This is a genomic window from Phenylobacterium haematophilum (assembly GCF_014196295.1).
In the GTDB taxonomy this organism is placed as follows: Bacteria; Pseudomonadota; Alphaproteobacteria; order Caulobacterales; family Caulobacteraceae; genus Phenylobacterium; species Phenylobacterium haematophilum.
Map to the genome: position 1 here is coordinate 779,209 of NZ_JACIDK010000001.1, position 22,159 is coordinate 801,367.

General features: G+C 65.8%; 28 protein-coding genes and 1 tRNA gene. 6 read left to right on the forward strand and 23 right to left on the reverse strand.

Annotation, left to right across the window (positions count from 1 at the left end; translation table 11 throughout):
• Nucleotides 1-10 precede the first annotated feature (10 nt).
• Nucleotides 11-961, forward strand: a complete 951-nt coding sequence (locus GGQ61_RS03895; protein WP_183769947.1) for an alpha/beta hydrolase — start codon at nt 11-13, stop codon at nt 959-961.
• On the opposite strand, the gene msrB is transcribed toward GGQ61_RS03895, so the two are convergent.
• The 5 genes from msrB to rplM all read right to left on the reverse strand — a co-directional run bounded on the left by msrB (nt 958) and on the right by rplM (nt 3,939).
• Nucleotides 958-1,446: a peptide-methionine (R)-S-oxide reductase MsrB gene (msrB, locus tag GGQ61_RS03900; RefSeq protein WP_183769948.1), complete on the reverse strand. Its 489-nt coding sequence runs from the start codon at nt 1,444-1,446 to the stop codon at nt 958-960. The two genes, GGQ61_RS03895 and msrB, sit on opposite strands and share 4 nt — an antisense overlap.
• A 39-nt stretch (nt 1,447-1,485) precedes the next feature.
• Complete coding sequence (locus GGQ61_RS03905; RefSeq protein ID WP_221220820.1) at nt 1,486-1,926, reverse strand: GNAT family N-acetyltransferase; 441 nt, start codon at nt 1,924-1,926, stop codon at nt 1,486-1,488.
• Complete coding sequence (gene argC / locus GGQ61_RS03910) at nt 1,923-2,900, reverse strand: N-acetyl-gamma-glutamyl-phosphate reductase (protein WP_183769949.1); 978 nt, start codon at nt 2,898-2,900, stop codon at nt 1,923-1,925. Before argC ends, GGQ61_RS03905 begins: the two co-directional genes overlap by 4 nt.
• An 89-nt stretch (nt 2,901-2,989) precedes the next feature.
• On the reverse strand, nt 2,990-3,460 hold the full coding sequence (gene rpsI / locus GGQ61_RS03915) for a 30S ribosomal protein S9 (RefSeq protein WP_183769950.1): 471 nt from the start codon (nt 3,458-3,460) through the stop codon (nt 2,990-2,992).
• Nucleotides 3,461-3,465: 5 nt separating this feature from the next.
• Nucleotides 3,466-3,939, reverse strand: a complete 474-nt coding sequence (gene rplM, locus GGQ61_RS03920) for a 50S ribosomal protein L13 (RefSeq protein ID WP_183769951.1) — start codon at nt 3,937-3,939, stop codon at nt 3,466-3,468.
• Between the two features lie 214 nt (nt 3,940-4,153).
• Here rplM and GGQ61_RS03925 point away from each other — a divergent pair, with 214 nt between their 5' ends.
• The gene (locus GGQ61_RS03925; protein WP_183769952.1) at nt 4,154-5,590 is read left to right on the forward strand and encodes an alkaline phosphatase PhoX; all 1,437 of its coding nucleotides are present in this window, start codon (nt 4,154-4,156) and stop codon (nt 5,588-5,590) included.
• Here GGQ61_RS03925 and GGQ61_RS03930 read toward each other — a convergent pair.
• Nucleotides 5,587-6,618: a COX15/CtaA family protein gene (locus tag GGQ61_RS03930; protein ID WP_183769953.1), complete on the reverse strand. Its 1,032-nt coding sequence runs from the start codon at nt 6,616-6,618 to the stop codon at nt 5,587-5,589. The two genes, GGQ61_RS03925 and GGQ61_RS03930, sit on opposite strands and share 4 nt — an antisense overlap.
• Nucleotides 6,619-6,756: 138 nt before the next feature.
• Here GGQ61_RS03930 and GGQ61_RS03935 point away from each other — a divergent pair, with 138 nt between their 5' ends.
• Nucleotides 6,757-7,005 carry a GlsB/YeaQ/YmgE family stress response membrane protein gene (locus GGQ61_RS03935; protein ID WP_183770599.1) on the forward strand — a complete coding sequence of 83 codons (249 nt, stop codon included), beginning with the start codon at nt 6,757-6,759 and terminating at the stop codon, nt 7,003-7,005.
• A 39-nt stretch (nt 7,006-7,044) separates the two neighbouring features.
• Nucleotides 7,045-7,242, forward strand: coding sequence for a DUF2842 domain-containing protein (locus GGQ61_RS03940; protein WP_183769954.1), 198 nt, complete (start codon nt 7,045-7,047; stop codon nt 7,240-7,242).
• 189 nt (nt 7,243-7,431) lie between these two features.
• Here GGQ61_RS03940 and GGQ61_RS03945 read toward each other — a convergent pair.
• From GGQ61_RS03945 to GGQ61_RS03975, 7 genes are all read right to left on the reverse strand, one after another.
• Nucleotides 7,432-7,508, reverse strand: a tRNA-Pro gene (locus GGQ61_RS03945).
• An 89-nt stretch (nt 7,509-7,597) separates the two neighbouring features.
• Complete coding sequence (locus GGQ61_RS03950; protein WP_183769955.1) at nt 7,598-8,011, reverse strand: MerR family transcriptional regulator; 414 nt, start codon at nt 8,009-8,011, stop codon at nt 7,598-7,600.
• Between the two features lie 13 nt (nt 8,012-8,024).
• Nucleotides 8,025-8,327: an integration host factor subunit alpha gene (locus GGQ61_RS03955; protein WP_056019003.1), complete on the reverse strand. Its 303-nt coding sequence runs from the start codon at nt 8,325-8,327 to the stop codon at nt 8,025-8,027.
• 151 nt (nt 8,328-8,478) lie between these two features.
• A complete protein-coding gene (locus tag GGQ61_RS03960; protein WP_183769956.1) occupies nt 8,479-9,459 on the reverse strand; it encodes a beta-ketoacyl-ACP synthase 3 in 981 nt (326 codons plus the stop codon).
• Nucleotides 9,460-10,512, reverse strand: coding sequence for a phosphate acyltransferase PlsX (gene plsX / locus GGQ61_RS03965; RefSeq protein ID WP_183769957.1), 1,053 nt, complete (start codon nt 10,510-10,512; stop codon nt 9,460-9,462).
• A gap of 84 nt (nt 10,513-10,596) precedes the next feature.
• Nucleotides 10,597-11,118 (reverse strand): YceD family protein, encoded by a 522-nt coding sequence (locus GGQ61_RS03970; RefSeq protein ID WP_343056014.1) that lies wholly within the window; start codon nt 11,116-11,118, stop codon nt 10,597-10,599.
• Nucleotides 11,115-11,645: a ubiquinol-cytochrome C chaperone family protein gene (locus GGQ61_RS03975; protein WP_183769958.1), complete on the reverse strand. Its 531-nt coding sequence runs from the start codon at nt 11,643-11,645 to the stop codon at nt 11,115-11,117. Before GGQ61_RS03975 ends, GGQ61_RS03970 begins: the two co-directional genes overlap by 4 nt.
• A 105-nt stretch (nt 11,646-11,750) precedes the next feature.
• Here GGQ61_RS03975 and GGQ61_RS03980 point away from each other — a divergent pair, with 105 nt between their 5' ends.
• Nucleotides 11,751-12,242, forward strand: a complete 492-nt coding sequence (locus tag GGQ61_RS03980; protein WP_183769959.1) for an outer membrane protein assembly factor BamE — start codon at nt 11,751-11,753, stop codon at nt 12,240-12,242.
• 78 nt (nt 12,243-12,320) lie between these two features.
• Here GGQ61_RS03980 and GGQ61_RS03985 read toward each other — a convergent pair whose 3' ends face one another.
• The 9 genes from GGQ61_RS03985 to glyA form a co-directional block, all read right to left on the reverse strand.
• Nucleotides 12,321-14,447 carry a sodium-translocating pyrophosphatase gene (locus GGQ61_RS03985; protein WP_183769960.1) on the reverse strand — a complete coding sequence of 709 codons (2,127 nt, stop codon included), beginning with the start codon at nt 14,445-14,447 and terminating at the stop codon, nt 12,321-12,323.
• A gap of 215 nt (nt 14,448-14,662) precedes the next feature.
• Nucleotides 14,663-15,121 (reverse strand): hypothetical protein, encoded by a 459-nt coding sequence (locus GGQ61_RS03990; RefSeq protein WP_183769961.1) that lies wholly within the window; start codon nt 15,119-15,121, stop codon nt 14,663-14,665.
• A gap of 42 nt (nt 15,122-15,163) precedes the next feature.
• A complete protein-coding gene (thiL, locus tag GGQ61_RS03995) occupies nt 15,164-16,153 on the reverse strand; it encodes a thiamine-phosphate kinase (RefSeq protein WP_183769962.1) in 990 nt (329 codons plus the stop codon).
• Entirely contained in the window at nt 16,113-16,571 is a 459-nt protein-coding gene (gene nusB, locus GGQ61_RS04000) for a transcription antitermination factor NusB (RefSeq protein WP_183769963.1), read from the reverse strand. The genes thiL and nusB overlap by 41 nt, the downstream gene beginning before the upstream one ends.
• Nucleotides 16,571-17,032 carry a 6,7-dimethyl-8-ribityllumazine synthase gene (gene ribH, locus GGQ61_RS04005; RefSeq protein WP_183769964.1) on the reverse strand — a complete coding sequence of 154 codons (462 nt, stop codon included), beginning with the start codon at nt 17,030-17,032 and terminating at the stop codon, nt 16,571-16,573. Before ribH ends, nusB begins: the two co-directional genes overlap by 1 nt.
• Before the next feature lie 30 nt (nt 17,033-17,062).
• Entirely contained in the window at nt 17,063-17,653 is a 591-nt protein-coding gene (locus tag GGQ61_RS04010; RefSeq protein ID WP_183769965.1) for a riboflavin synthase, read from the reverse strand.
• Entirely contained in the window at nt 17,654-18,304 is a 651-nt protein-coding gene (locus GGQ61_RS04015; protein ID WP_183769966.1) for a RibD family protein, read from the reverse strand.
• Nucleotides 18,294-18,767, reverse strand: coding sequence for a transcriptional regulator NrdR (nrdR, locus tag GGQ61_RS04020; RefSeq protein ID WP_183769967.1), 474 nt, complete (start codon nt 18,765-18,767; stop codon nt 18,294-18,296). The genes GGQ61_RS04015 and nrdR overlap by 11 nt, the downstream gene beginning before the upstream one ends.
• 42 nt (nt 18,768-18,809) lie before the next feature.
• Nucleotides 18,810-20,099 (reverse strand): serine hydroxymethyltransferase, encoded by a 1,290-nt coding sequence (gene glyA / locus GGQ61_RS04025; protein ID WP_183769968.1) that lies wholly within the window; start codon nt 20,097-20,099, stop codon nt 18,810-18,812.
• A 188-nt stretch (nt 20,100-20,287) separates the two neighbouring features.
• Between glyA and GGQ61_RS04030 the strand changes: the two genes are divergently transcribed.
• On the forward strand, nt 20,288-20,719 hold the full coding sequence (locus GGQ61_RS04030) for a Ros/MucR family transcriptional regulator (protein WP_183769969.1): 432 nt from the start codon (nt 20,288-20,290) through the stop codon (nt 20,717-20,719).
• Between the two features lie 113 nt (nt 20,720-20,832).
• On the opposite strand, the gene hemA is transcribed toward GGQ61_RS04030, so the two are convergent.
• Entirely contained in the window at nt 20,833-22,062 is a 1,230-nt protein-coding gene (gene hemA / locus GGQ61_RS04035; protein ID WP_183769970.1) for a 5-aminolevulinate synthase, read from the reverse strand.
• Between the last annotated feature and the right edge of the window lie 97 nt (nt 22,063-22,159).

The window sequence follows — 22,159 nt, forward strand, 5'->3', positions numbered from 1 at the left end:
CGGGGGCGTGATGATCAAGACGGTGTTGCTGGGGCTGGCCGCGCTGCTGGCCCTGTGGGTCGGCGCCGGCCTTGCGCTCGTCGCCCTATCGGGACCGTTTGAGCCAAGCGGACGCTATGTCGACATCGGCGGACGCAAGCTTCGCCTCGTCTGCGCCGGCCCGAAATCCGACCAGCCGGTGATTTGGATGGAAGCCGGAGCCTGGGGGCTGGCCGCCGACTTTGCCGCGATCCAGCAGCGTCTGGCCGCCGAGGGGATCCGGTCGTGCGCCTATGACCGCGCCGGCATGGGCTTTTCGGATCCTGGCCCCAAGCCCCGCGACAGCGCCGCGATCGCCGCCGACCTAGCTAGGCTGATCGCCGCGTCAGGGGAAACTGGGCCATTCGTGTTCATGGCCCACTCGATGGCGGGGCAGCACATCCGCCTCTACGCCGGCCGACATCCCGACCAGGTCGCAGGGCTGGTGCTGCTGGAAGCGACGACACCGGAGATGGCCGAAAGCCCGGGCGCACAGAAATTCCTCGATCGCGTGCAGATGGTGGCGCGCGCCAGCGCGATCGCCGGCAGCCTCGGCCTAAGCAAAATCGCCTACTACAAGGGCGATCGCATCGGCTTGCCGCCGCAGGGCCAGGCCGAGAAGCGCCACGCCTTCGTTTCCGGCCGACATGCGCGCACCGCCGCCGACGAGGTTCTCGTCTGGCCGCAGGGTGCGGTTCAGGCCACGGCGGCGCCGCTGGACCCGAACTGGCCTGTCGCGGTGATCACCGCCGGGAACGCAGAGCTCATGGCCGGGTGGAACTCGGCCCGCCGCGCTCCGGAGCGCAACTCACGCGCGGGCTACTATGAGAATGAGAGCAAGGCCGGTCACGCAACGCTGCTCGGACTCACGCACTCGGACGCCGTGCTGCGCGGGGTCGATCACGTCCTGGCCGCGATCCGCACGCCGCCAGCCCAGCCCTAGGCCTTGGCCGGCACGAACCGTAGGGCGTCGCCGTTGTTGCAGTAACGCAGGCCCGTTGGCCGCGGCCCATCCGGGAAGACGTGGCCCTGGTGCCCGAGGCAGCGCGCGCAGTGGTATTCGGTCCGTGGAACGCCGATCGCAAAGTCGGTCTTCTTGCCCAACGCGCCCTTGATAGCGGTGTAGAAGCTGGGCCAGCCGGTGCCGCTCTCAAACTTCCACTGGGAGACGAACAACGGCAGCGCGCAGCCGGCGCAGACGTAGGTTCCCTTCCGCTTTTCCTTGTTGAGCGGACTGGTGCCGGCCATCTCGGTCGCCTCCTTGCGGAGGACGTTGTAGGTCGCCGTATCCAGCCGCTTGCGCCAGTCTGCGTCGGACAGCTTGCGCCACGGCGAGGCGGCATAGGGATCGTCAGCGGCAGGCGCCAGGGCCGGAACGCACGCTAGGGCCGATCCCATCAGGAAAGCGCGTCGGTCGATCTTGCTCATGCCAGGAGATACGGCGCTCTCCTGCAGACGGATGCAAGCCTAGCGGCCGGCCCAGCGATAGAGCGCGTCCGGTGTCTTTTCCTCGTTGTCGGCGCCGTCCGTCAGCCGGATGAGTTCGAAGCCGCGCGCTTCGTAGAAGCGCCGCGCACGATCGTTCTGCTGGAAGGTCCAGAGCTCGCGGGGCGCGCCATCTTCCAACGCCTTGGCGAGAAGCTTCGGACCGATACCCTGCGCCTGGTGGTCTGGATGAACGTAGAGGTGGCTGACCCAGCCGGGCTTGAACGCCACGTAGCCGATGATCTGCCCATCCGCCTCGGCGACCCAGACCTCGTTCTCCGGGAACAGGCGCTCGCTGAAGAACCGGAGGTCTTCTTCAGGCGTGTGGAGGTCGGGGAGATAGGGTAACGACACGCGCATGACGTGCCGTTGCAGCCGGGCCACCTGTCCGGCGTCGGCGAGGGCGGCCCGGCGCAGGATCACAGCCCTTCACCTTCCGGCAAGCCGAGCATCAGGTTCAGGCTCTGCACGGCTGCGCCAGAGGCTCCTTTGCCCAGGTTGTCCAGAACGGCCACGAGCCGGGCCTGTCCCTTTTCCTTGTTGCCGAACACATAGAGCTTCATCTTGTTGGTGCCGTTCAGCGCCTCGGGGTCCAGATCGGCGTTGTAGCCGCCCGCGCCTGCGCGGGCCTTCTGCAAGTCGGCGCATTCCTCAGGCGTCGCAACCTGCACGAATTGCTCGCCGGCATAGGCCTCGGCCAGGACGTCCAGCAGCTGCGCCGGAGTGGGCGCGCCCGGCAGCGCCCAAAGCGCCAGCGGCACTTCGACGATCATGCCCTGGGCGTAGCGGCCTACGGCCGGAGCGAAGATCGGCTCGTGATCGAGCCCCGTGTTCAGCTTCATCTCCGGCAGATGCTTATGCATGAGCGTGAGACCGTAGGGCCGGAAGGCGTCGTTGGTCCCCGCAGTGACGGGCGCCTCGAACTCGCCGATCAGCCCCTTCCCGCCGCCTGAATATCCGGAAATGGCGTTGACGCTGACCGGATAGGCGCTCGGAATCAATCCCGCCGCCACCAGCGGCTTCACCAGTCCGATGAAACCGGTCGGATAGCAGCCCGGATTGCTCACCCGCTTCGATCCGGCCACTGCGGCGCGTTGATCCTTGGACATCTCCGGAAAGCCGTAGGTCCAGCCCGGCGCCGTCCGATAGGCCGTGGAGGCGTCAATGACCCGCACGCTGTTGGAGGTGATCAGACCGACCGCTTCCTTGGACGCCTCGTCAGGCAAGCAGAGGATCACCGCATCCGCGGTGTTCAGCAGCTCCGCGCGCGCGTCGGCGTCCTTTCGCTTTTCGGGATCGATCGACAGGATCTCCAAGTCGCGGCGACCTTGCAGCCGGTCCCGGATCTGCAGGCCGGTGGTGCCGGCTTCGCCATCGATGAAGACTGTATGGGCCATGGTCGGGGATCCAGAATTCTAGGCCGAAAAACAGAAAGGGCGCCTCGGTTGCCCGAAGCGCCCCTCCAAACGCGAGTGCTCGCGCGCGGTTAGCGCTTCGAGAACTGGAAGCTACGGCGGGCCTTGGCCTTGCCGTACTTCTTACGCTCGACGACGCGGCTGTCGCGGGTCAGGAAGCCGTGCGGCTTCAGGACCGGGCGCAGGGCGGGTTCGTAGTAGGTCAGAGCCTTGGACAGGCCGTGACGGATGGCGCCGGCTTGGCCCGAAAGGCCAGAGCCTTCGACCGAAACGATCACGTCGAACTGGCCGACGCGGTCGGTGACCTGCAGCGGCTGGGCGATCATCATGCGCAGCACCGGGCGAGCGAAGTACACTTCCTGGTCACGGCCGTTGATCGTGATCGTGCCCTTGCCGGGCTTGATCCAGACCTTGGCGATCGCGTTCTTGCGCTTGCCGGTCGCATAGGCGCGGCCTTGAGCGTCGATCTTCGGCTCAGCCGGGGCGGCTTGCGGGTTGGATGAGAGGCCTTGCAGGGCCTCGAAACCTTGGGTCTCGGACATCTGTCTTACAGGCTCCGCACGTTCTTGGCGTTCAGCGAAGCGAACGCGATGGTCTCGGGGTTCTGCGCTTCGTGCGGATGCTCGCCGGCATTGTAGATGCGCAGATGCGTCATCTGCTTGCGGGCCAGCGGGCTTTCCTTCGGCAGCATGCGCTCGACCGCCTTTTCCAGGATGCGCTCCGGATACTTGCCGCCGAGGATCTTGTCCGCGGTGCGTTCCTTGATGCCGCCCGGATAGCCGGTGTGCCAGTAGTACTTCTTGTCGGTCAGCTTCTTGCCGGTGAACTTCACCTTGTCGGCGTTGACGACGACGACATAGTCGCCGCAATCGACGTGCGGGGTGTAGTCCGGGCGGTGCTTGCCGCGAAGACGCATGGCGATGAACGAAGCGAGACGGCCGACCACGGCGTTCTCGGCATCGATCACGATCCACTTCTTCTCGACGTCGGCGGGCTTCAGCGAAGCCGTCGTCTTCATCATGGGAACGGGTCCGTTAGGTTGGCGGGACGAAAAGGTCCCGGCGAGGGCGCGGCTAGTACGGGGTTACCAACCGCCTGTCAACAGCAATTGCGCCTCCGAGACCGCAACGCGTTGCCACACAAGGCTTTGCCGCGATTGGTATTATAATACCGTCAATTTCAGCACTCAAGCTTCTATGGTCGCGGCTGATCCCACCCACGCTGGAAAGCACCCAATGTCCGCGTCGCGTCGCCAATTCCTTCAGACCGCAGCCGCTTCCGCCGCCTTTACTGGCCTCGCGCGCTACGCGAACGCCCAGGTCACGGCTGACGCCGAGGGCTATTCCAACCCCGGATACGCCAGCGAGATCGCCGGATACGGTCCGTTGCGCCGCGATCCGGCCGAGATATTCGACCTGCCTGAGGGCTTTTCCTACAAGGTGATCTCGCGCGCCGGCGATCGCATGGACGATGGGTTGATCGCGGCTGGCAAGATGGACGGCATGGGATGCTTCCCGGCCGGCCGCAATCGAGTGGCCCTGGTTCGGAACCATGAGATCAGCCCCCCTCCCCGCGACGTCCAGATCACCGCCTTCGGCGAAAACCGCAGCCTGGCCGGCAAGGTCGCCGCCGCCGATGTCTACGACACCGATAGCGAGGGGCTGCCGCTGGGTGGCGGGACCAGCACCTTGATCTACGACCTCAAGACCCGCGAGCTGAAGGCGCAACACCTCAGCTTGGCGGGCACAGCGGTCAATTGCGCCGGCGGCGTCACCCCCTGGGGCTCATGGCTGACCTGCGAGGAGACGGTCGTGAAGGCCGGCCAGGGCGTGAAGAAAGATCACGGTTGGGTCTTCGAGGTTCCTTCCCGCCTGCGCGGCCTGTCCGAGCCCTTCGCGATCACCGGGATGGGCCGCTTCAAGCACGAGGCCTGCGCCGTCGACCCGCGTACGGGCGTCATCTACATGACCGAGGACGAAATCGACGGCAAAGGGCTGTTCTACCGCTACCTGCCCAACGATCGGCGCCGGTTGCAGGCAGGCGGGCGGCTGCAGGCCCTTGCCGTGATCGGCGACGGCGATCCGCGCAACTGGGACGCGGTATCCTGGAATCAAGGCGACTGGCGCAACGTGCGCTGGATCGACCTGGATGGCGTCGACAACCCCAACAACGATCTGCGCCATCGCGGCCAAGCGGCCGGCGCATCCTGGTTCGCACGCGGCGAAGGCATGTTCTTCGGTCAGGGCGAGCTCTACTTCACCTGCACGAGCGGCGGTCCGAAGTTCCACGGTCAGGTCATGCGCTACGTCCCCAGCGCGCACGAGGGACAGCCCGGCGAGTCGGACGAACCCGGCCGACTGCAGCTGTTCGTCGAGCCCTCGGACGCGCGAGTGATGGAAATGGCGGACAACCTGGCCATCGCACCCTGGGGCCACATAGTCGCCTGCGAGGACAAGGTCGGAGGCACCAACTATCTGCGCGCCATGACTCCGCAAGGGCAGGTCTACACCCTCGGGCGCAACGCCCAGACCCTGGCCGGCGCGAAGATCCGCGGCACATCAGAGCTCGCGGGCGTCTGTTTCTCGCCCGACGGCTCGACCATGTTCGTGAACATCTACTCGCCCGGCTGCACGCTCGCGATCACCGGGCCCTGGCGGTCGTTCAAGGCTTAGGGCCGGCGCACCCGCCAGCCGAACGCCACCGCCAAAGACAGCACCAGGGCCGCCGTGACCTGGTGGGCCATGCCCAGCCACACGGGCACGCCGGCGACCAGCGTCACGACGCCCAGCAGCGCCTGGAGTACGATGGCCGCGCTAGTAGCCTGGACCAGCAGCTTGGCCTCGGCTGGCAGATAGCGCGAGCGTGAAGCCACCCAGGCCATCGCCAGCCCGACGATGGTCAGCAGGTACGCCACGATGCGATGGTTGAACTGCACCGCCGCTTGGCTATGAGCCAGCGTCGCCCAGAAGCCGTCGTTGGCGTAGTCTTGCGGGAACAGAGCGCCGTTCATCAGCGGCCAGTCGTTGTAGACGAACCCAGCATCGTTGCCCGCAACCAGCGCACCCAGCAGGATCTGGAAGAAGATCAGTCCGATCAGCGCCCATGCACCCCGCGTCCACGGGCTGGGCACGGTCTGACGCGGCGCGCCGGACCAGGCGTCCAGCGCGGTCCACACGAGGGCGCCTAGCAGGGCGAAGGCCAGCCCAAGGTGGATGGCCAGCCGCTCGGGCGCCACCGACACTCGGTCGACGAGACCGCTGGCGACCATCCACCAGCCGACCGCGCCCTGAAGCCCGCCCAGGACGAACAACCCCATGCAGCGAACGATGAGCCGCCGCGGCAGTTCGCGCCGGATTAGGAAGTAGGCGAACGGCAACGCAAAGGCGGCTCCCACCAACCGACCGAGCAGCCGGTGGCTCCATTCCCACCAGTAGATCGCCTTGAAGGCTTCCAGGGTCATGCCCTTGTTGACCTGCTGGTACTGCGGAATCTGCTTGTAGAGCGCGAACTCGTCCGCCCAGTCCTGCGCCGACATCGGCGGCAGAGCGCCCGTCACGGGCTTCCACTGCGTGATCGACAGGCCGGAATCGGTCAGGCGCGTCGCGCCCCCTACCACCACCATCGCCAGCACCAGGGCGGCCACGATGAACAGCCAAACCGCGACCGGACGCGACCGGTCGGAACGAAGGAACGAGGTCATGACTTAAAGTGCTGGCTCTTCAGGGCGTTCTTACGGCGACCCGCTATCGGAGATCGCGCCGCAGGTCCATGCTCGAGAGGCGGAACCACGGAAGCTTGACCGCATTTGGTGAGTGGGACTCAACCAGAGGGCAAAATTATGCAGGGCGTGGGTATCATCGGGTGGATCATCATCGGCATCGCCGCCGGCTTCGTGGCTGAAAAGGTCATGAAGCGCGACCACGGTTTGCTGACTAACCTGCTTGTCGGGGTGGTCGGCGCGTTGCTCGGCGGCTGGATCGCCGGACTGATCGGTTTCAGCTTCGGCGGCTGGATCGGCAGTTTCATCGTCGCCACAATCGGCGCGATCGTCCTGCTTTTCCTCCTCGGCCTTATCAAGAAGCGCTAGGGGCTTAACGGCGCGCGCGCTGGCGCCTATAGGCATGGCATGAGCGCGCGCGTCCGGAAGTTTATCGGTGGCATTGGTATCGTCTTGTTCCTGGGCTTCTACGCCTGGATCATGACGATGATCGGCGAGCGGCTTCCCGATCACTGGGCCGCGCAGCTCGCTTTCTACGGGATCGGCGGCCTCGCCTGGGGCGTGCCGATTCTCCCGCTCATCAGCTGGATGAACCGCGGAAAGTAATAAGGCCGGCCGTCTCTGGGCGGCCTCTTCACATCAGAACCCGGATCAACGCTGGCGTCTTGCGAGCCCGAAAGACGCGGCGTCGAGACGCTGAACTCGCTCTGGCCGGTTATGCACGAAGCGTCCCGCTTTGGCGGGACGCACATTCAGTTCGCGTGGAAAATGCGGCCACTAAGGCCAATTCGCCGATGGTCGGAGCGACAGGATTCGAACCTGCGACCCCTTGACCCCCAGTCAAGTGCGCTACCAGGCTGCGCCACGCTCCGACATCGGCGAGCGGCCCTTCTAACCACTTGGGCACGGCGGGCAAGCTGAATTTCGAAATCCGGTGACGATCTCGCCCTGCCGCGGGGCGTCAGCCCTTATCCAGCAACGAGTCCAGGCGTCGTTTGGCGCTCTGCAGGTCGTCGAGAGCGAACAGCAGACGTTCGCGGCCGTCCTCGGTTAGATCACTGTTGGCGAGGTCCAGCGCCAAGCCTTCGGGCCGCGGGCCGACATCACCGTCCGCTGCGGCGAGCAGCCGCTTCAGGCCTTGTTCCTTGTGGAGCTTCTGGACGCCCTTGATCGTGTACCCGGCGTCGTGCAGCAGGACGCGCACGCCGCGCAACACCGCAATGTCCTGCGGCCGGTAGAAGCGCCGGCCGCCCGCGCGCTTCATCGGCCGAATGAAGGAGAACTTCGTCTCCCAGAACCGCAGCACGTGCTGCGGAACGTTCAGCTCGTCGGCTGCTTCCGAGATCGTCCGAAAGGCGTCCGGGCCCTTGGCCACTTAGTCGCCTTCCTCACTTCGCCAGGGCGCGGTCCACCCGCGCCTTCATGACCTGGGAGGCCCGGAAGCCAATCACCCGGCGCGGCTCGATCGCCGCCGGTTCCCCGGTCTTGGGATTGCGGCCCATGCGGGCGCGCTTCTCGCGCACCTGGAACACGCCGAATCCGGAAAGTTTCACCTGCTCGCCCTTCTCGAGGGCCTGCGCCATGAGCTCCAGCGTCCGCTCGACCAGCTCGGAACAATCCTGCCGGGTCAGCCCCACTTCCTCATGAACCGCCTCGCACAGGTCGGCCCGCGTCACCGTCGCGCCTTTCATGAACGCCCCCACCCCGAAAAACACCGTTACTCTAATAGTTGACCCGCCGTCACTACCTGATTGTCACATCAGGTCAAAGACTTCACGGCTCATAGTCTGAAATGCACCCTCGCGCCTACACGCGCCAGACGCAAGCGTCTCGCAACAAACGTTACAGACGGACCACGCAGGCGCCCCAGGTCAGCCCACCGCCCATCGCCTCCAGAAGCAGCATCTGGCCCGGCTTGATCCGGCCGTCCTGCATCGCCGTCCACCACGCGAGGGGAATCGACGCCGCCGAAGTGTTGGCGTGCTCGGACACGGTAGAGACCACCTTCGATTCATGGATCCCGACGCGCTTGGCGACGCCCTCGAGGATTCGCTGGTTGGCCTGGTGAGGGATAAACCAGTCCACCTCGTCGATCGCGACGCCGGCGTCGGCCGCGGCGGCGAAGATCGCCTCGGATATGTTCACGACTGCGTGGCGGAACACCTGATTGCCCTGCATCCGCAGATGGCCGATCTGGCCGTTGGTCGAGACGCCGCCATCGACGTAGAGCAGATCCTGCTTGGCGCCGTCCGCGCGCAGGGCGAAACCCAGCAGACCGCGATCGGCCGTCGTGCCCTCGCCTTCCTGCGGCTCGAGCACGACCGCGCCGGCGCCGTCGCCGAACAGGACGCAGGTGCCGCGATCAGTCCAGTCCATCAGGCGGGTCATCGTTTCGGCGCCGATGACAAGCGCGCACTTGGAGCGCCCGCGCGCCATGAAGCCGTCGGCGGTCGAAAGCGCGTAGACGAAACCCGAGCAGACCGCTTGGACGTCGAAGGCGATTCCCACCGGACAACCGAGCTTGCGCTGGACGATGGTCGCGGTCGCCGGGAAGGTCAGGTCGGGCGTCGTCGTCGCCACGATAATCAGATCGACGTCGGCCGGCGTCTTGCCGGCCGCCTCCAGGGCCATGCGTGCGGCCTCGACCGCCAGATCGGATACGGGCTGATCCTTCGCCGCGCGATGGCGCTGTCGAATGCCTGTGCGCTCAATGATCCATTCGTCGGAAGTGTCGACGACCTGGGCCAGATCAGTGTTGGTGACGATCTCGTCGGGGAGATAACCCCCGACACCGGTCACGACGCTACGCAGAACTTTGGTCACTCAGGCGGCTCCATCCACGGCCGGCGGCTGCTGTTCGGCCACCGCGGCGGTGAGCCGCGTCATATTCCGTTCGATCTCCGCTGCGAAGTCGCTTTGAGCGAGTTTCGAGGCCATGCGGATCGCGGCGGCGATGTCCCGGTCTGACGCGCCGCCGTGGCTCTTCACCACCACGCCATTGAGGCCAAGCAGCGGCGCCGCCGCGTCTGGACTCAACTTTTCGCGAAACTTCATGAGGCCAGCCTTGGCGAACAACATGCCAAGCTTGGAGGTGAGGCTGCTGTTCAGGGCGGCGCGCAATTCGCCGCCGATGTAGCGCGCCGCACCCTCGGCGGTCTTCAACGCGACATTGCCGGTGAATCCGTCGGTGACGACCACGTCGACCTTGTTCTGAAACAGCTCGTCGCCCTCGACGAAGCCGCGATAGTCCAGATCGAACTTGCCGCTACGCAGAATACTGTGAGCCTGACGGACCTCTTCATGGCCCTTCATGTCCTCGGCGCCGACGTTCAGCAGGCCGACGGTCGGCTTGGCAACGCCGTGGGCGGCGCGATGGAAGGCCTCGCCGAGGATGGCGAACTCGACCAGGCGCTCGGCGTCGCAATCGACATTGGCCCCGACGTCGAGAACCGTGGTGATTCCCTTCACACCCGGCCAGCCGACAACGAGACAGGGCCGCTCGACGTCTACGCTCATGCGCAGGATCAGCAGCGAGATGGCCATCAAGGCGCCGGTGTTGCCGGCCGAGACGGAACCCTGGGCTTCGCCAGACTTCACCGACTCGATCGCGGACCACATCGACGTGCCCTTGCCCCGGCGCAGCGCCTGAGCGGGCTTCTCGTCCATCGCCACCACACGCTCCGCGTGGCGAACCTCGACGCGGTCCTTGAGGGATGGATGCTTGGCGAGTTCGGCTGAGATAGCCCTCTCGTCGCCATGCAGCAGGAAGCGCAATGCGGGCGCCTCGGTCGCCGCCAGGGCGACACCAGGGACCACGACAGAGGGGCCGTGGTCGCCCCCCATTGCATCAATTGAAATGGTCAGGGATCTCGTCACGGCGCTGTTTCACCCCTCACAGCGTGGCGCCGCAAGCATTTTCAGAATATGGCCCGAGGCGCCGTGATGCAAATGGAGAGCCGATCACGCACCATCGTCCTTCAAGCGCTTCAGAACCGCGAATGGAGATTCCTCCGCAACATCCGGCTGGTAGTCGAATTCGGCTCCGGGCTTGCGCGGGAAAGGATCGATATCGAGCGCCAAATGTTCGACCAGGTATCCGGCCAAGTCGATTTCATCCGAGGTGAGAACGTCGGGCGGATCGGGTGCATCAAGATCCATCTCAACCTCGCCGCCCTCCGATTCGGCTGGCGCGTTCGGGCTTCCCGCCGGGACAGCGCGAACCACGAAGTCCCCGTCGAGCGGCGACTCGAACGGATCGAGCGTCACCCCGCAGATCTGCTCCACCGTTGCGGTGAACCGCCCGCTGATCTCCGCCCCGTCCAGCCAGGCGCGAGCGGTGATCCGCCCCTGCAGGGCCGGCAAGGCGACTAAGCCAAGCTCCTTGGCGATGGCGGCGCGCGTCGCATCATCGGGCGCCAGCGTAACGCTGACAGGCCCACGAGCCAGATCCGCAAGTCGGACCATGTGGCGCCAGCCGCTCACGCCGCACCCCACTTTGCACGGCCCTCAAGCAGGCTTTCCAGCTTCAGCTGCGCCAAGGCGGCGCGCTGGCGAAGGACATACTCGCCAAGCTCCGCCACATGCTCGGCGCCGCCCTGGGCGTAAACCGTCCGGCCCAGCAGCGCGTGCAGATGATCCGTCTGCGGCAGGGCCGCAAACGCCGACTCGTAGGACTTCACGCGGCCGTAGAAGGCCTCGCCCAGCTTGCGCATCTTCTTGCCGACTGAGAGGTCGCCGACGCCCATTTCGCGCAAGGCGTCATCCAACGCGCCGAGATAGGTGTCGAACAAGGCCTGCGAAGTTTCGCCGGCGCGGGCGCCCTGCCCCCGCAGCCGATCCAGCAGCAGGAAGACGTGGACGGTGTAGAGTTCGAATCGGCCCTCGACAGTGTCAGGCACACCGTAGGCCTCGTAGAGCGCGGGCGTACGCGCCTGTGCGACGACGCCGGCGTACAACTTCTGACCCATGGCCAGGGTCGCGCGTGGGCGGAAGAAGCGGTCCAGGAACATCTCGGCCTCGATTTCGCCCTCAGGCGCAGATACAGGCGGCATTGAACTAAGGGGCGGCGAGCGATAGGTCAAAGCCTCGAAGAATTGAACAGGTCCGGTTCGCACATGTTTCGCCGCGTCGCCTATGCCGCACTCGCCGCCGGTCTGCTGACCTCCGCCACGGCCTGCGCGCCTATTACGACCTATTCCGGCTTCCAGGCCATCGAAGCCAACCCCAAGGACGTGAAGGTCGGAACGGACACCAAGTCCACTGTCCGCGCCAGCCTCGGCTCGCCCTCGGCGACCTCTACCTTCGATCCGAACGTCTGGTTCTATATCGACCAGGTGAAGGAGCGTGTGGCGTTCCGTCGCCCCGTCGTCACCTCGCGTAACGTGGTCGCGGTGACGTTCGACAAGGACTCCGAGGTCGTGAAGACCGTAGACACCATGACGCTCAAGGACGGCAAGGTCATCGCCTTCAACGGCCGCGAGACCCCGACCCGCGGCCGCGAGCTCACGATCCTCGAACAGTTGCTGGGCAACGTCGGCCGCGGCGGCATGCTGCCCAACGCCGACGACGAGGGCATCCCCGGCACGCGTCCGGGCGACCGTCGCTAACCACTCGCATGGCTGCAGAATCAAACAGGCCCCGGAGATCGCTCTCCGGGGCCTGAACTTTTTGGTGCGTTTCTGGCCTTAGCCAACCACACCGTGCGCCAGCACCGCCAGCAGCAGCAACGCCACGATGTTGGTGATCTTGATCATCGGGTTCACGGCCGGGCCGGCGGTGTCCTTGTAGGGATCGCCGACAGTGTCGCCGGTGACCGCGGCCTTGTGCGCCTCGGACCCTTTGCCGCCGTAATGGCCTTCCTCAATCAGCTTCTTGGCGTTGTCCCAAGCGCCGCCGCCCGAGGTCATCGAGATGGCGACGAACAGACCGGTGACGATCACGCCCATCAGCATCGCGCCGAGGCTGGCGAAGGCGTTCACCTTGCCGGCTATGGCGTTGATGACGAAGAACAGCACGATCGGCGAGAACACCGGCAACAGCGACGGAACGATCATCTCCTTGATCGCCGCCTTGGTCAGGATGTCCACAGCCCGCCCGTACTCAGGCTTCACCTCCCCAGTCATGATGCCGGGGTTTTCCTTGAACTGCCGCCGAACTTCGGCGACGACCGATTCCGCGGCCCGACCGACCGCCGTCATCGACATGCCGCCGAACAGGAAGGGCAACAGCCCCCCAATCAGCAGGCCGACCACGACGTACGGGTTGGAAAGGTCGAAGGCCACCGCCCCCAGTCCGTCGAAGAACGAGCCTGGCGTCGCATTGGCTGCGAAGTACTTGAGATCCTCGGTGTAGGCCGCGAACAGCACCAAGGCGCCGAGACCGGCCGAACCGATGGCGTAGCCCTTGGTGACCGCCTTGGTGGTGTTGCCGACCGCGTCGAGGGCGTCGGTGGTCACCCGAACCTCCGGCGGCAGGCCGGCCATTTCGGCGATGCCGCCGGCGTTGTCCGTCACCGGACCGAACGCGTCGAGCGCGACGATAAAGCCGGCGAGCGACAGCATCGCGGTCGTGGCGATGGCGATCCCGAACAGGCCCGCCAGCCCATATGTGACGATGATGCCGACCACGATGACGAGCGCCGGCGCGGCGGTCGATTCCAGCGACATGGCCAGGCCCTGGATCACGTTGGTGCCGTGACCGGAGACTGACGCCTTGGCGACCGACTTCACCGGGCGGAAGCCGGTGCCGGTGTAGTACTCGGTGATCACCACGATCAGGGCGGTGACGACTAGGCCGGTGATGCCGCACCAGAACAGGCTCATCGCGTCGAAAGTCTTGTCCCCGACAGTGACGGGACCCGTGACCAGCGACGTCACCACCCAGTAAATCGCCGCGACTGACAACACACCGGTGACGATCAGGCCCTGGTAGAGCGCGCCCATGATGTTGTTGGACTTGCCCAGGCGCACGCCGAAGGTGCCGATGATCGAGGTCACGATGCAGACGCCGCAGATGGCCAGCGGCAGCAGCATCATGCTGTCGACCACGTCGCTGCCGCGGAAGAAGATCGCCGCAAGGACCATCGTGGCCACCGTGGTCACCGCGTAGGTCTCGAACAGATCGGCGGCCATGCCTGCGCAGTCGCCGACATTGTCGCCGACGTTGTCGGCGATGGTCGCAGCGTTGCGAGGATCATCCTCCGGGATACCGGCCTCGACCTTGCCGACCATGTCGCCGCCGACATCGGCGCCCTTGGTGAAGATCCCCCCGCCGAGGCGGGCGAAGATCGAGATCAGCGATGCGCCGAAGCCCAGAGCCACCAGCGAGTCGACCACTTCGCGGCTGGTGTTCTCATGGCCCAGCGGGCCCACCAGGAACGCGTAATACCCAGCGACGCCGACAAGTGCGAAGCCAGCCACCAGCATGCCGGTGATGGCCCCGGACTGGAACGCCAGCGAAAGGCCTTTGGCCAAGCCTTCAGAAGCGGCCTGGGCGGTGCGCACGTTAGCCCGCACGGAAATCAGCATGCCGATGAAGCCGGCCGCGCCGGACAGGATCGCGCCGATCGCGAACCCGACGGCCGCGAGCGGACCGATCAGAATCGCCGCGGCGATGAGCACCACGACGCCGACAATACCGATGGCCGTGTACTGACGCCGCAGATAAGCCTGAGCGCCCTCCTGGATCGCCGCGGCGATCTCCTGCATGCGTGGGTTACCAGGTGAAGCCCGCAACAACTGCGCGGTTCGCACGATGCCGTAGAGCACCGCCAATAGGCCGGCGGCGATCACCAGCGTAAGCGTAAGACTCATGTTCTAAGCGCCCCTATCGATTGCGCGGAGACGTCGGCCGCCGCCCACGATTGGGCGGTGCTCGACGCTCCAGGCCCCTGTCGTTTTTCCCTCAAATGGAGCGCCGTTGGTCCGCCGCTCGTTATTGATGGGCGCGACGTTGCCAGTTGTAACGCACGGGTGCAACGCCCCGTTGACCATCGTTACGCAACGGGACGGCGCCGGCGCAGCGATCTCTAAGGTCGGATTTCGGTCCTGGCGGGGCGTGGGCCGGCCTTGGGCAAGCCGCGGCGCTGCTTCGGGGTTTGAGCCGTGATTGCGACGCCCTTGACGTCTTTCCCGGCGATCGCGACGGCCTCGCGCTGGAAGGCGGCCGTCAGGCGCGGCGCATCGACCGACGCGTAATCCTTCGGATCACCGAAGGTCCCACGGCTCCCCAAGCGCGCGAGGGCGTCGCGGAAATAAGGCTCCTTGCCGCGCCACTTGCTGGCGTTCGCCGCTGGCGTGAGGTTCACACGGATCGTCACGAATACGTAGTTGACCAGCCGGCCCTCGGCCAGGATCGGCACCGCGACTGGCAGGACGTCGACGTACTGTCCGATCGGCTCATCCTTAGACGGCGCGGCCGCCTTGGCCGCGAGCGCAGGTCCGGCGACAGCGGCGAACAGGCTGGCGATGATGGCGCGGCGGTACATGGGCCGATCCTTAGCGCAAAGGCGTTTCCGGAAGCTTGCAGCTCAACGGTGGCGCCAGCCGCCGGCGCCCGTCTCAACGATGCGCCCTTCGCAGGTCGGTTCGACGCCCTGGCCTTCCACCACCTCGCCGATCACGGTGAAGCCGACGATAGGCGATGCGCCCGTGCAAACGACCTCGTAGTCGTCGCCGCCGCAGGCCAACAGGACTAGCGCCGTCGTTCGATCAGGCTGTGCGCCGAGCCAATCCGCCGCCGCCGGCGAAAGCGGCAGCGCATCCAGGCGCAGCCGCAGGCGCACGCCGCTGGCGCGGGCTATGTGCCCAGCGTCTGCAACGAGGCCGTCCGAGACATCGGCGGCCGCGCTTGCACCTGCGCGCAGGGCATCGCGCACATCGAGCCGCGGCGTCGGCAGCCGAAACCGCGCGGTCAGATAGCCATTGGGATCGTCGATCTCGCCGCGGGCCGCGGCTAGGCCGAGCCAACCATCGCCGATCGGCCCAGACACCATCAAGAGGTCCCCAGGGCGCGCGCCGCGGCGAGGGATCATTCGGCCGGCGGGAACCCAGCCCAGCATGGTCAGAGACACGTTCAACGGACCAGGCGTCGATACCGTGTCGCCGCCAAGCAGCGCGAGCCCGAAGGCCTCGCCATCTTCCCTAAGGCCCGAAGCGAAGCGCTGCCGTTCGGCCCATCCATAGCTAGAGGGCCAAGCGGTCGCCAGGAAGTAGCCGTAGGGCTCAGCCCCCTTCGCCGCGAGATCCGACAGGTTCACCCGCAGGAGCCGGCGCGCCACTATGTCGGGCGCTTCGGCAGCGAGAAAGTGAACGCCTTCGACCATGGCGTCCTTGGTCACGACCAGGTCGTGTCCAGCCCTCGATGGTATCGCGGCCGCGTCGTCCAGCAGGTCGAAGGCCTCGGGCACGCCCCGCGTCAGGGGCCGATAGAGGCGGGCGATCTGCCCGAACTCGTCGGGCAGATCTTCAGGCGGCTTGTCAGCCGCGGACATCGCGGGCCACCGCGTCCAAGGTCCCATTGACGAACCCCGCCTCGGGACCGTCGAAGAACGACTTCGTCAGTTCAACGTACTCGTTGATCGCCACCTCGACCGGCACGTCGGGGCGATGCGAAAGTTCGAACACGCCAGAGCGCAGAATGGCTCGCACCGTGGCGTCGAGTCGCTCCAGGCGCCAGTTGGCGGCGAGGCGCCCGGCAACCGTCGCATCAATCTCGCGCTGGTGGCCTACGACCCCGCGAACAAGGTCGGCGAAGAAGGCTTCGTCAGCGGCCGCTAGGGTGGCGCCCTCACCTTCAGCATCGCCCTCCAGCGTCCGGTCGAACCGGTGGTCGGAGAATTCGCGGATCACCGCTTCGACCCCGACACCGGACACCTCCATCTGATAGAGGGCCTGGATCGCGGCGAGGCGGGCGACGGAACGTTGGCTGCGGCTCATCAGTCCTGTCCGAGCAGTTGACGCTTGAGGCCGATCATCGCGAGCGCCGCGCGGGCGGCGCCGCCGCCTTTGTCTCCTTCGCTCGCCTTGGCGCGCGCCCAGGCCTGATCCTCGTCCTCGACCGTCAGGATGCCGTTGCCGATCGCCAGGCGCTTGCCGACGGTCAGATCCATGATCCCGCGGGCCGACTCGTTGGAGACGATCTCGAAGTGGTAGGTCTCACCGCGGATGACCGTGCCGAGCGCGACATAGCCGTCATAGCGCTTGCCGGCCGGGCCCTGCCCGCCCTCCTCGGCGATCGCGATCGCGCCGGGGATCTCCAGCGCGCCGGGCACGCTCACGACATCGTACTCAGCGCCGTGAGCGGTGATCACATCGGCGGCCGCCTTCAGCATCTCGTCGGCCAGATCGTCATAGAAGCGCGCCTCGACGATGAGGATGCGGATTTTGTCTTCGAGCATGGGGCTCCAGTCTTTGTTTGGAGGGACCCTTTAGGCCGTTTCTCGCCAGCGGGCGAGATAGCGAGCGAGCATGTCGATCTCGAGATTGACCTTTGCCCCCGATTTGAGGCGTCCCAAGGTCGTCACGTCCCAGGTGTGCGGGATCAGATTCACGCCGAAAACATCGTCATCGACCTCGTTCACGGTCAGCGACACGCCGTCCACGGTGATCGAGCCCTTAGGCGCGATAAAGCGGTGCAAGGGCCGCGGGACCCGGATCTTCACGCGATGCGAGCCGCCTTCGGATTCGACCGAGATCACCTCGCCGACGCCGTCGACATGTCCCGACACGATGTGGCCGCCGAGTTCGTCGCCCACGCGCGCCGCGCGCTCCAGGTTGATCGGATCACCTTCCTTCCACGTCCCCAGCGTGGTCAGGCTGATGGTTTCGCCCGAAATCTCAACCGCAAACCAGTTGTCGCCCTTCTCGACGATCGTCAGGCAGCAACCCGCATGGCTGATCGAAGCGCCCATGTCGATCGTCGACAGATCAAAGCTGGTCTCGACCTCGAAGCGCAGATCGCGGTTGGTTTCGCGGACGGCGCGCAGCCGGCCCACATCGGTGACAATGCCGGTGAACATTCAGATCCTCTCGTAACGCTCCCAAAGGTCGTCACCGACCTCGCGGATTTCAACTCGCCGCAGCCGCGGCGCCTGCGCCAGCGCATCGAGCGCCAACGCTCCGATTCCCGGCCGCCCCTCCCCGCCGATCACTATTGGCGCGCGGAACCACTCCAGGCGATCGACCAGCCCGCAACGCAGGAAACTTCCCGCCACCTGGCCGCCGCCCTCGACAAACAACCGCTGCAGGCCCTCTTTCGCCAAGGCTCCGACCACCTCATGCAATTCCGCTCGTCCGTCACCCACGGCCTTGACCTGCAGCACCCGAACGCCCGCCGCTACGAGGCGGGCCTCAGGCGGCGTCGTCGCGACGATATAGGTCGGAACATCCCGAGCGGTGACCACGAGCTTACAGCTGTCAGCGAGGCGCTGGCGGCTGTCCAGCACCACGCGCGCCGGCGGCCGGCCTCGCCAACCTTCAAGCCTCACAGTCAGTTCGGGATCGTCGGCCAGGGCCGTCTCCACCCCCACCAGCACAGCGTCGTGCTCGGCCCTGAGGCCGTGCACCGCCTCACGAGCCTGCGGCCCAGTGATCCAGCGGCTTTCGCCGCGCGAGGTGGCGATGCGACCGTCCAGCGAGGTCGCCAGCTTGAGGGTGACGCTAGCGGCCATCCTCGTCGCCGTCGCTCAGGCCCTCCTGGCCCAGGAAAGTCGCGAACTCACCAGCTTCACGGAAGTCGCGATAGACCGACGCGTAGCGGACGTAGGCGACGTCATCGAGCCCCTTGAGGTGCTTCATGATCAGTTCGCCCACCGCCGACGACGGCAACTCGGTCTCGCCCATGCTCTCAAGCTGGCGAACGATCGTCGAAATCATTTTCTCGATCCGGTCAGGCTCGATCGGCCTCTTGCGGGTGGCCAAGGCGATGGATCGCGCCAGCTTGTCCCGGTCGAACGGCGCACGCCGCCCGGCGCGCTTGACGATCGTCAGCTCGCGCAGCTGCACGCGCTCGAAGGTCGTGAAACGACCTTCGCACTCCGGGCACATACGACGGCGCCGGATAGCCGCGCCGTCTTCCGACGGGCGGCTGTCCTTCACCTGACTTTCAGAGTGGCCGCAGAACGGGCACCGCATGATCTAGCCCCTTCCGGCCAACCAGACCCCTAAATACAGGGACTAGCTGTAGATGGGGAAGCGTTTCGTCAGCGCCAGCACTTCGTCACGAACCTTGGCTTCTACGGCGCTGTTGTCGCCGCCCTGCGCCAGGCCGTCGAGGACCTCGCCGATCCAGGTCCCGATCTGACGGAATTCTCCGGGGCCAAAGCCACGGGTCGTTCCGGCCGGCGTGCCGACGCGCAGGCCCGAAGTCTGCATCGGGGGAAGCGGGTCAAACGGGATGCCGTTCTTGTTGGTGGTGATGTGCGCGCGTTCCAGCGCCACCTCGGCGTCCGATCCGGAAACGCCCTTCGGGGTGAGGTCGACCAGCATGAGGTGGCTGTCGGTACCGTTGGAGACGATCTTGAAGCCGGCGGTCTGCAGGCTGTCCGACAGCGCTCGCGCGTTGTCGACGACCTGGCGGGCGTACTGCTTGAACTCAGGCTTGAGCGCTTCGCCGAACGCGACGGCCTTGGCCGCGATCACGTGCATCAAGGGACCACCCTGCAGCCCCGGAAACACCGCCGAATCGATCTTCTTGGCCAACTTCTTGGAGTTGGTCAGGATCATGCCGCCGCGCGGACCGCGCAGGGTCTTGTGGGTCGTGGTGGTCACGATATCAGCGTGCGGGAACGGGTTGGGATAAACACCCCCGGCGACCAGCCCCGCGTAGTGGGCGATATCCACCATCAGCAGCGCATCGACGCTGTCGGCGATTTCCTTGAAGCGCGCGAAATCGATGTGGCGGCTGTAAGCCGAGCCGCCGGCGATGATCACCTTCGGCTTCTCAGCAAGCGCGACCTCGGCGGCCATGTCGTAGTCGATCAGGTGATCCTGCTGGCGCACGCCGTAGGCGACCGGACGGAACCACTTGCCCGATTGGTTCACGTTCTTTCCGTGCGTGAGGTGGCCGCCAGCTGACAGGTCCATGCCCATGAAGGTGTCGCCCGGGCTCATGGTCGCCATGAAGACGGCCTGGTTCGCCTGGCTGCCCGAGTGCGGCTGCACGTTGGCGAATTCGCAGCCGAAGATCTGCTTGGCCCGGTCGATGGCGATCTGCTCGGCCACGTCGACAACTTCGCAGCCGCCGTAGTAGCGCTTGCCCGGATAGCCCTCGGCATACTTGTTGGTCAGGACCGAGCCCTGCACGTCCATCACCGCCTTGGACACGATGTTCTCGGACGCGATCAACTCGATCTGGTCCTGCTGGCGCTTCAGCTCGCCCGACAGCACGGCGGCGATGTCCGTGTCGGTGTCGGCGACGCCGGCCGAGAAGAAGGCGTCTGCGGGGGCTTGTGCGTGAACGGTCATGGGCGGGCCTTTCGGGAAACGTGGGAGGCGAATTGAGGGTGAGCGCCTCGTGCTGCGCTCTTTAGCGCCATCGGACCTGCGATCCAACGGCATGGAACGATCTTCTGCGTGCGGCGTTGCAACCCTCACGGAGGGGCGCGCGCCGATGCGCCCGCTTCGCGTGTCATTGCGTTCTCAGGGGGTCCTGAATGAGTATTGAAGCCGAGCCCGAGATTCGTTCGGGCGAGGAATTGATGCGGCTTGGCGCCGACATCGTGGCCGCCTACGTCAGCCGCAATGCCGTCGCCGCCGAAGCGGTCCCCGAGATTATCCGATCCGTCTACGGTGCGCTTGAAGGCCTCAGCAAGGGGCCAGCGCCGGCTCCCGAAGAGAAGCCGAGGCCTGCCGTCCCAGTAGGACGCTCGATCCAGCACGACTACATCATCTGCCTGGAGGACGGCAAAAAGCTGAAGATGCTGAAGCGCTACCTGCGCTCGCGGTACGACATGAGCCCGGAAGACTACCGCCGTCGCTGGGGCCTGCCTGCCGATTATCCGATGGTGGCCCCGGCATATGCGGCACGCAGATCCGACTTCGCCAAGCAGATCGGCCTTGGCCGGGGCGTACGTCGAGGAAAATAGGCGGGGCGGCTTAGCCGCCCTTGCTCTCGTTTGATCAGTGAACCCGGTGGGTCTCCAGAGAATCGAACTGGGGTGCGTATGCGCCCGCCCCGCGCCGGCGGCAAGGAAGGACCTTAAGCCGCCTGTCCGCCCACGCGGGCGACGTTGCAACGAACCCAGAGCTTTTCAAGAGCTTCAGCCAGGGCGTCCATCATGCCGTCGGTGTGCGCCGGCGACGGCGTGAAGCGCAGCCGCTCGGTTCCGCGCGGCACGGTGGGATAGTTGATCGGCTGCACGTAGATGCCGAAGTCGGTCAGCAGGATGTCCGAGATCATCTTGCAGTGGACCGGGTCGCCGACCAGCACCGGCACGATGTGGCTGACCGAGGGCATCACCGGCAGGCCGGCCTTGAGCAGGCGCGCCTTCAGCGCTTCGGCGCGCTCTTGGTGAGCAACGCGGACCTCATTGTGTTCCTTGAGATAACGGATCGAAGCCACCGCGCCCGCGGCCAGGGCCGGCGGGATCGAGGTCGTGAAGATGAAGCCGTCGGCGTACGAGCGGATCGCATCGACGATGACGGCGTCGGCGGCGATGTAGCCTCCCATGACGCCGAACGCTTTGCCCAACGTGCCTTCGATGATGTCGATCTCCGCCATCACGCCGTCACGTTCAGCGACGCCGGCCCCGCGCGGGCCGTACATGCCGACCGCGTGGACTTCGTCAAGGTAAGTCATGGCGCCGTACTTCTTGGCCAGCGCCACCGTGCCGGCCATGTCGGCGATGTCGCCGTCCATCGAGTAGACGCTTTCGAAGGCGATCACCTTTGGCGCGTCAGCCGGCGCTTCGGCCAGCAGTTGCTCGAGGTGCTCAAGATCGTTGTGTCGGAACACGCGACGCTGGGCCCGCCCGCCCGCGCGAATGCCCGAGATCATCGAGTTATGGTTCAGCTCGTCCGAGAAAATGATCAGGCCCGGAAGGATCTTGTACAGCGTCGAGAGCGAGGCTTCGTTCGACACGTAGCCCGAGGTGAACAGCAGCGCCGCTTCCTTGCCATGCAGGTCGGCGAGCTCATGCTCAAGTTCGACGTGATAGTGGGTGGTGCCCGAAATGTTGCGCGTGCCGCCCGAACCGGCGCCGGCTTCGTCGATCGCCTTGTGCATGGCGTCGGTGACGATCGGGTTCTGGCCCTGGCCGAGATAGTCGTTTGAACACCAGACCACGACGTCCGACTGTCCGCCGTCCGGCCGGGTCCAGGTCGCCTGCGGGAACTGCCCGCGGTGGCGCTTCAAGTCGGCGAACACCCGGTAGCGGCCTTCCGAACGGATCTGTTCGAGGGCGGTGCGGAAGGCGTTCTTGTAATCCATCGACTTGAACTCCGCCCGAGGCGTTCGACGATCTCGCGCCGCGGGAGCGGTCCCCTTGCAATTGCCCGGCTTATCGCGCCGCGGGCATCGATTGTCT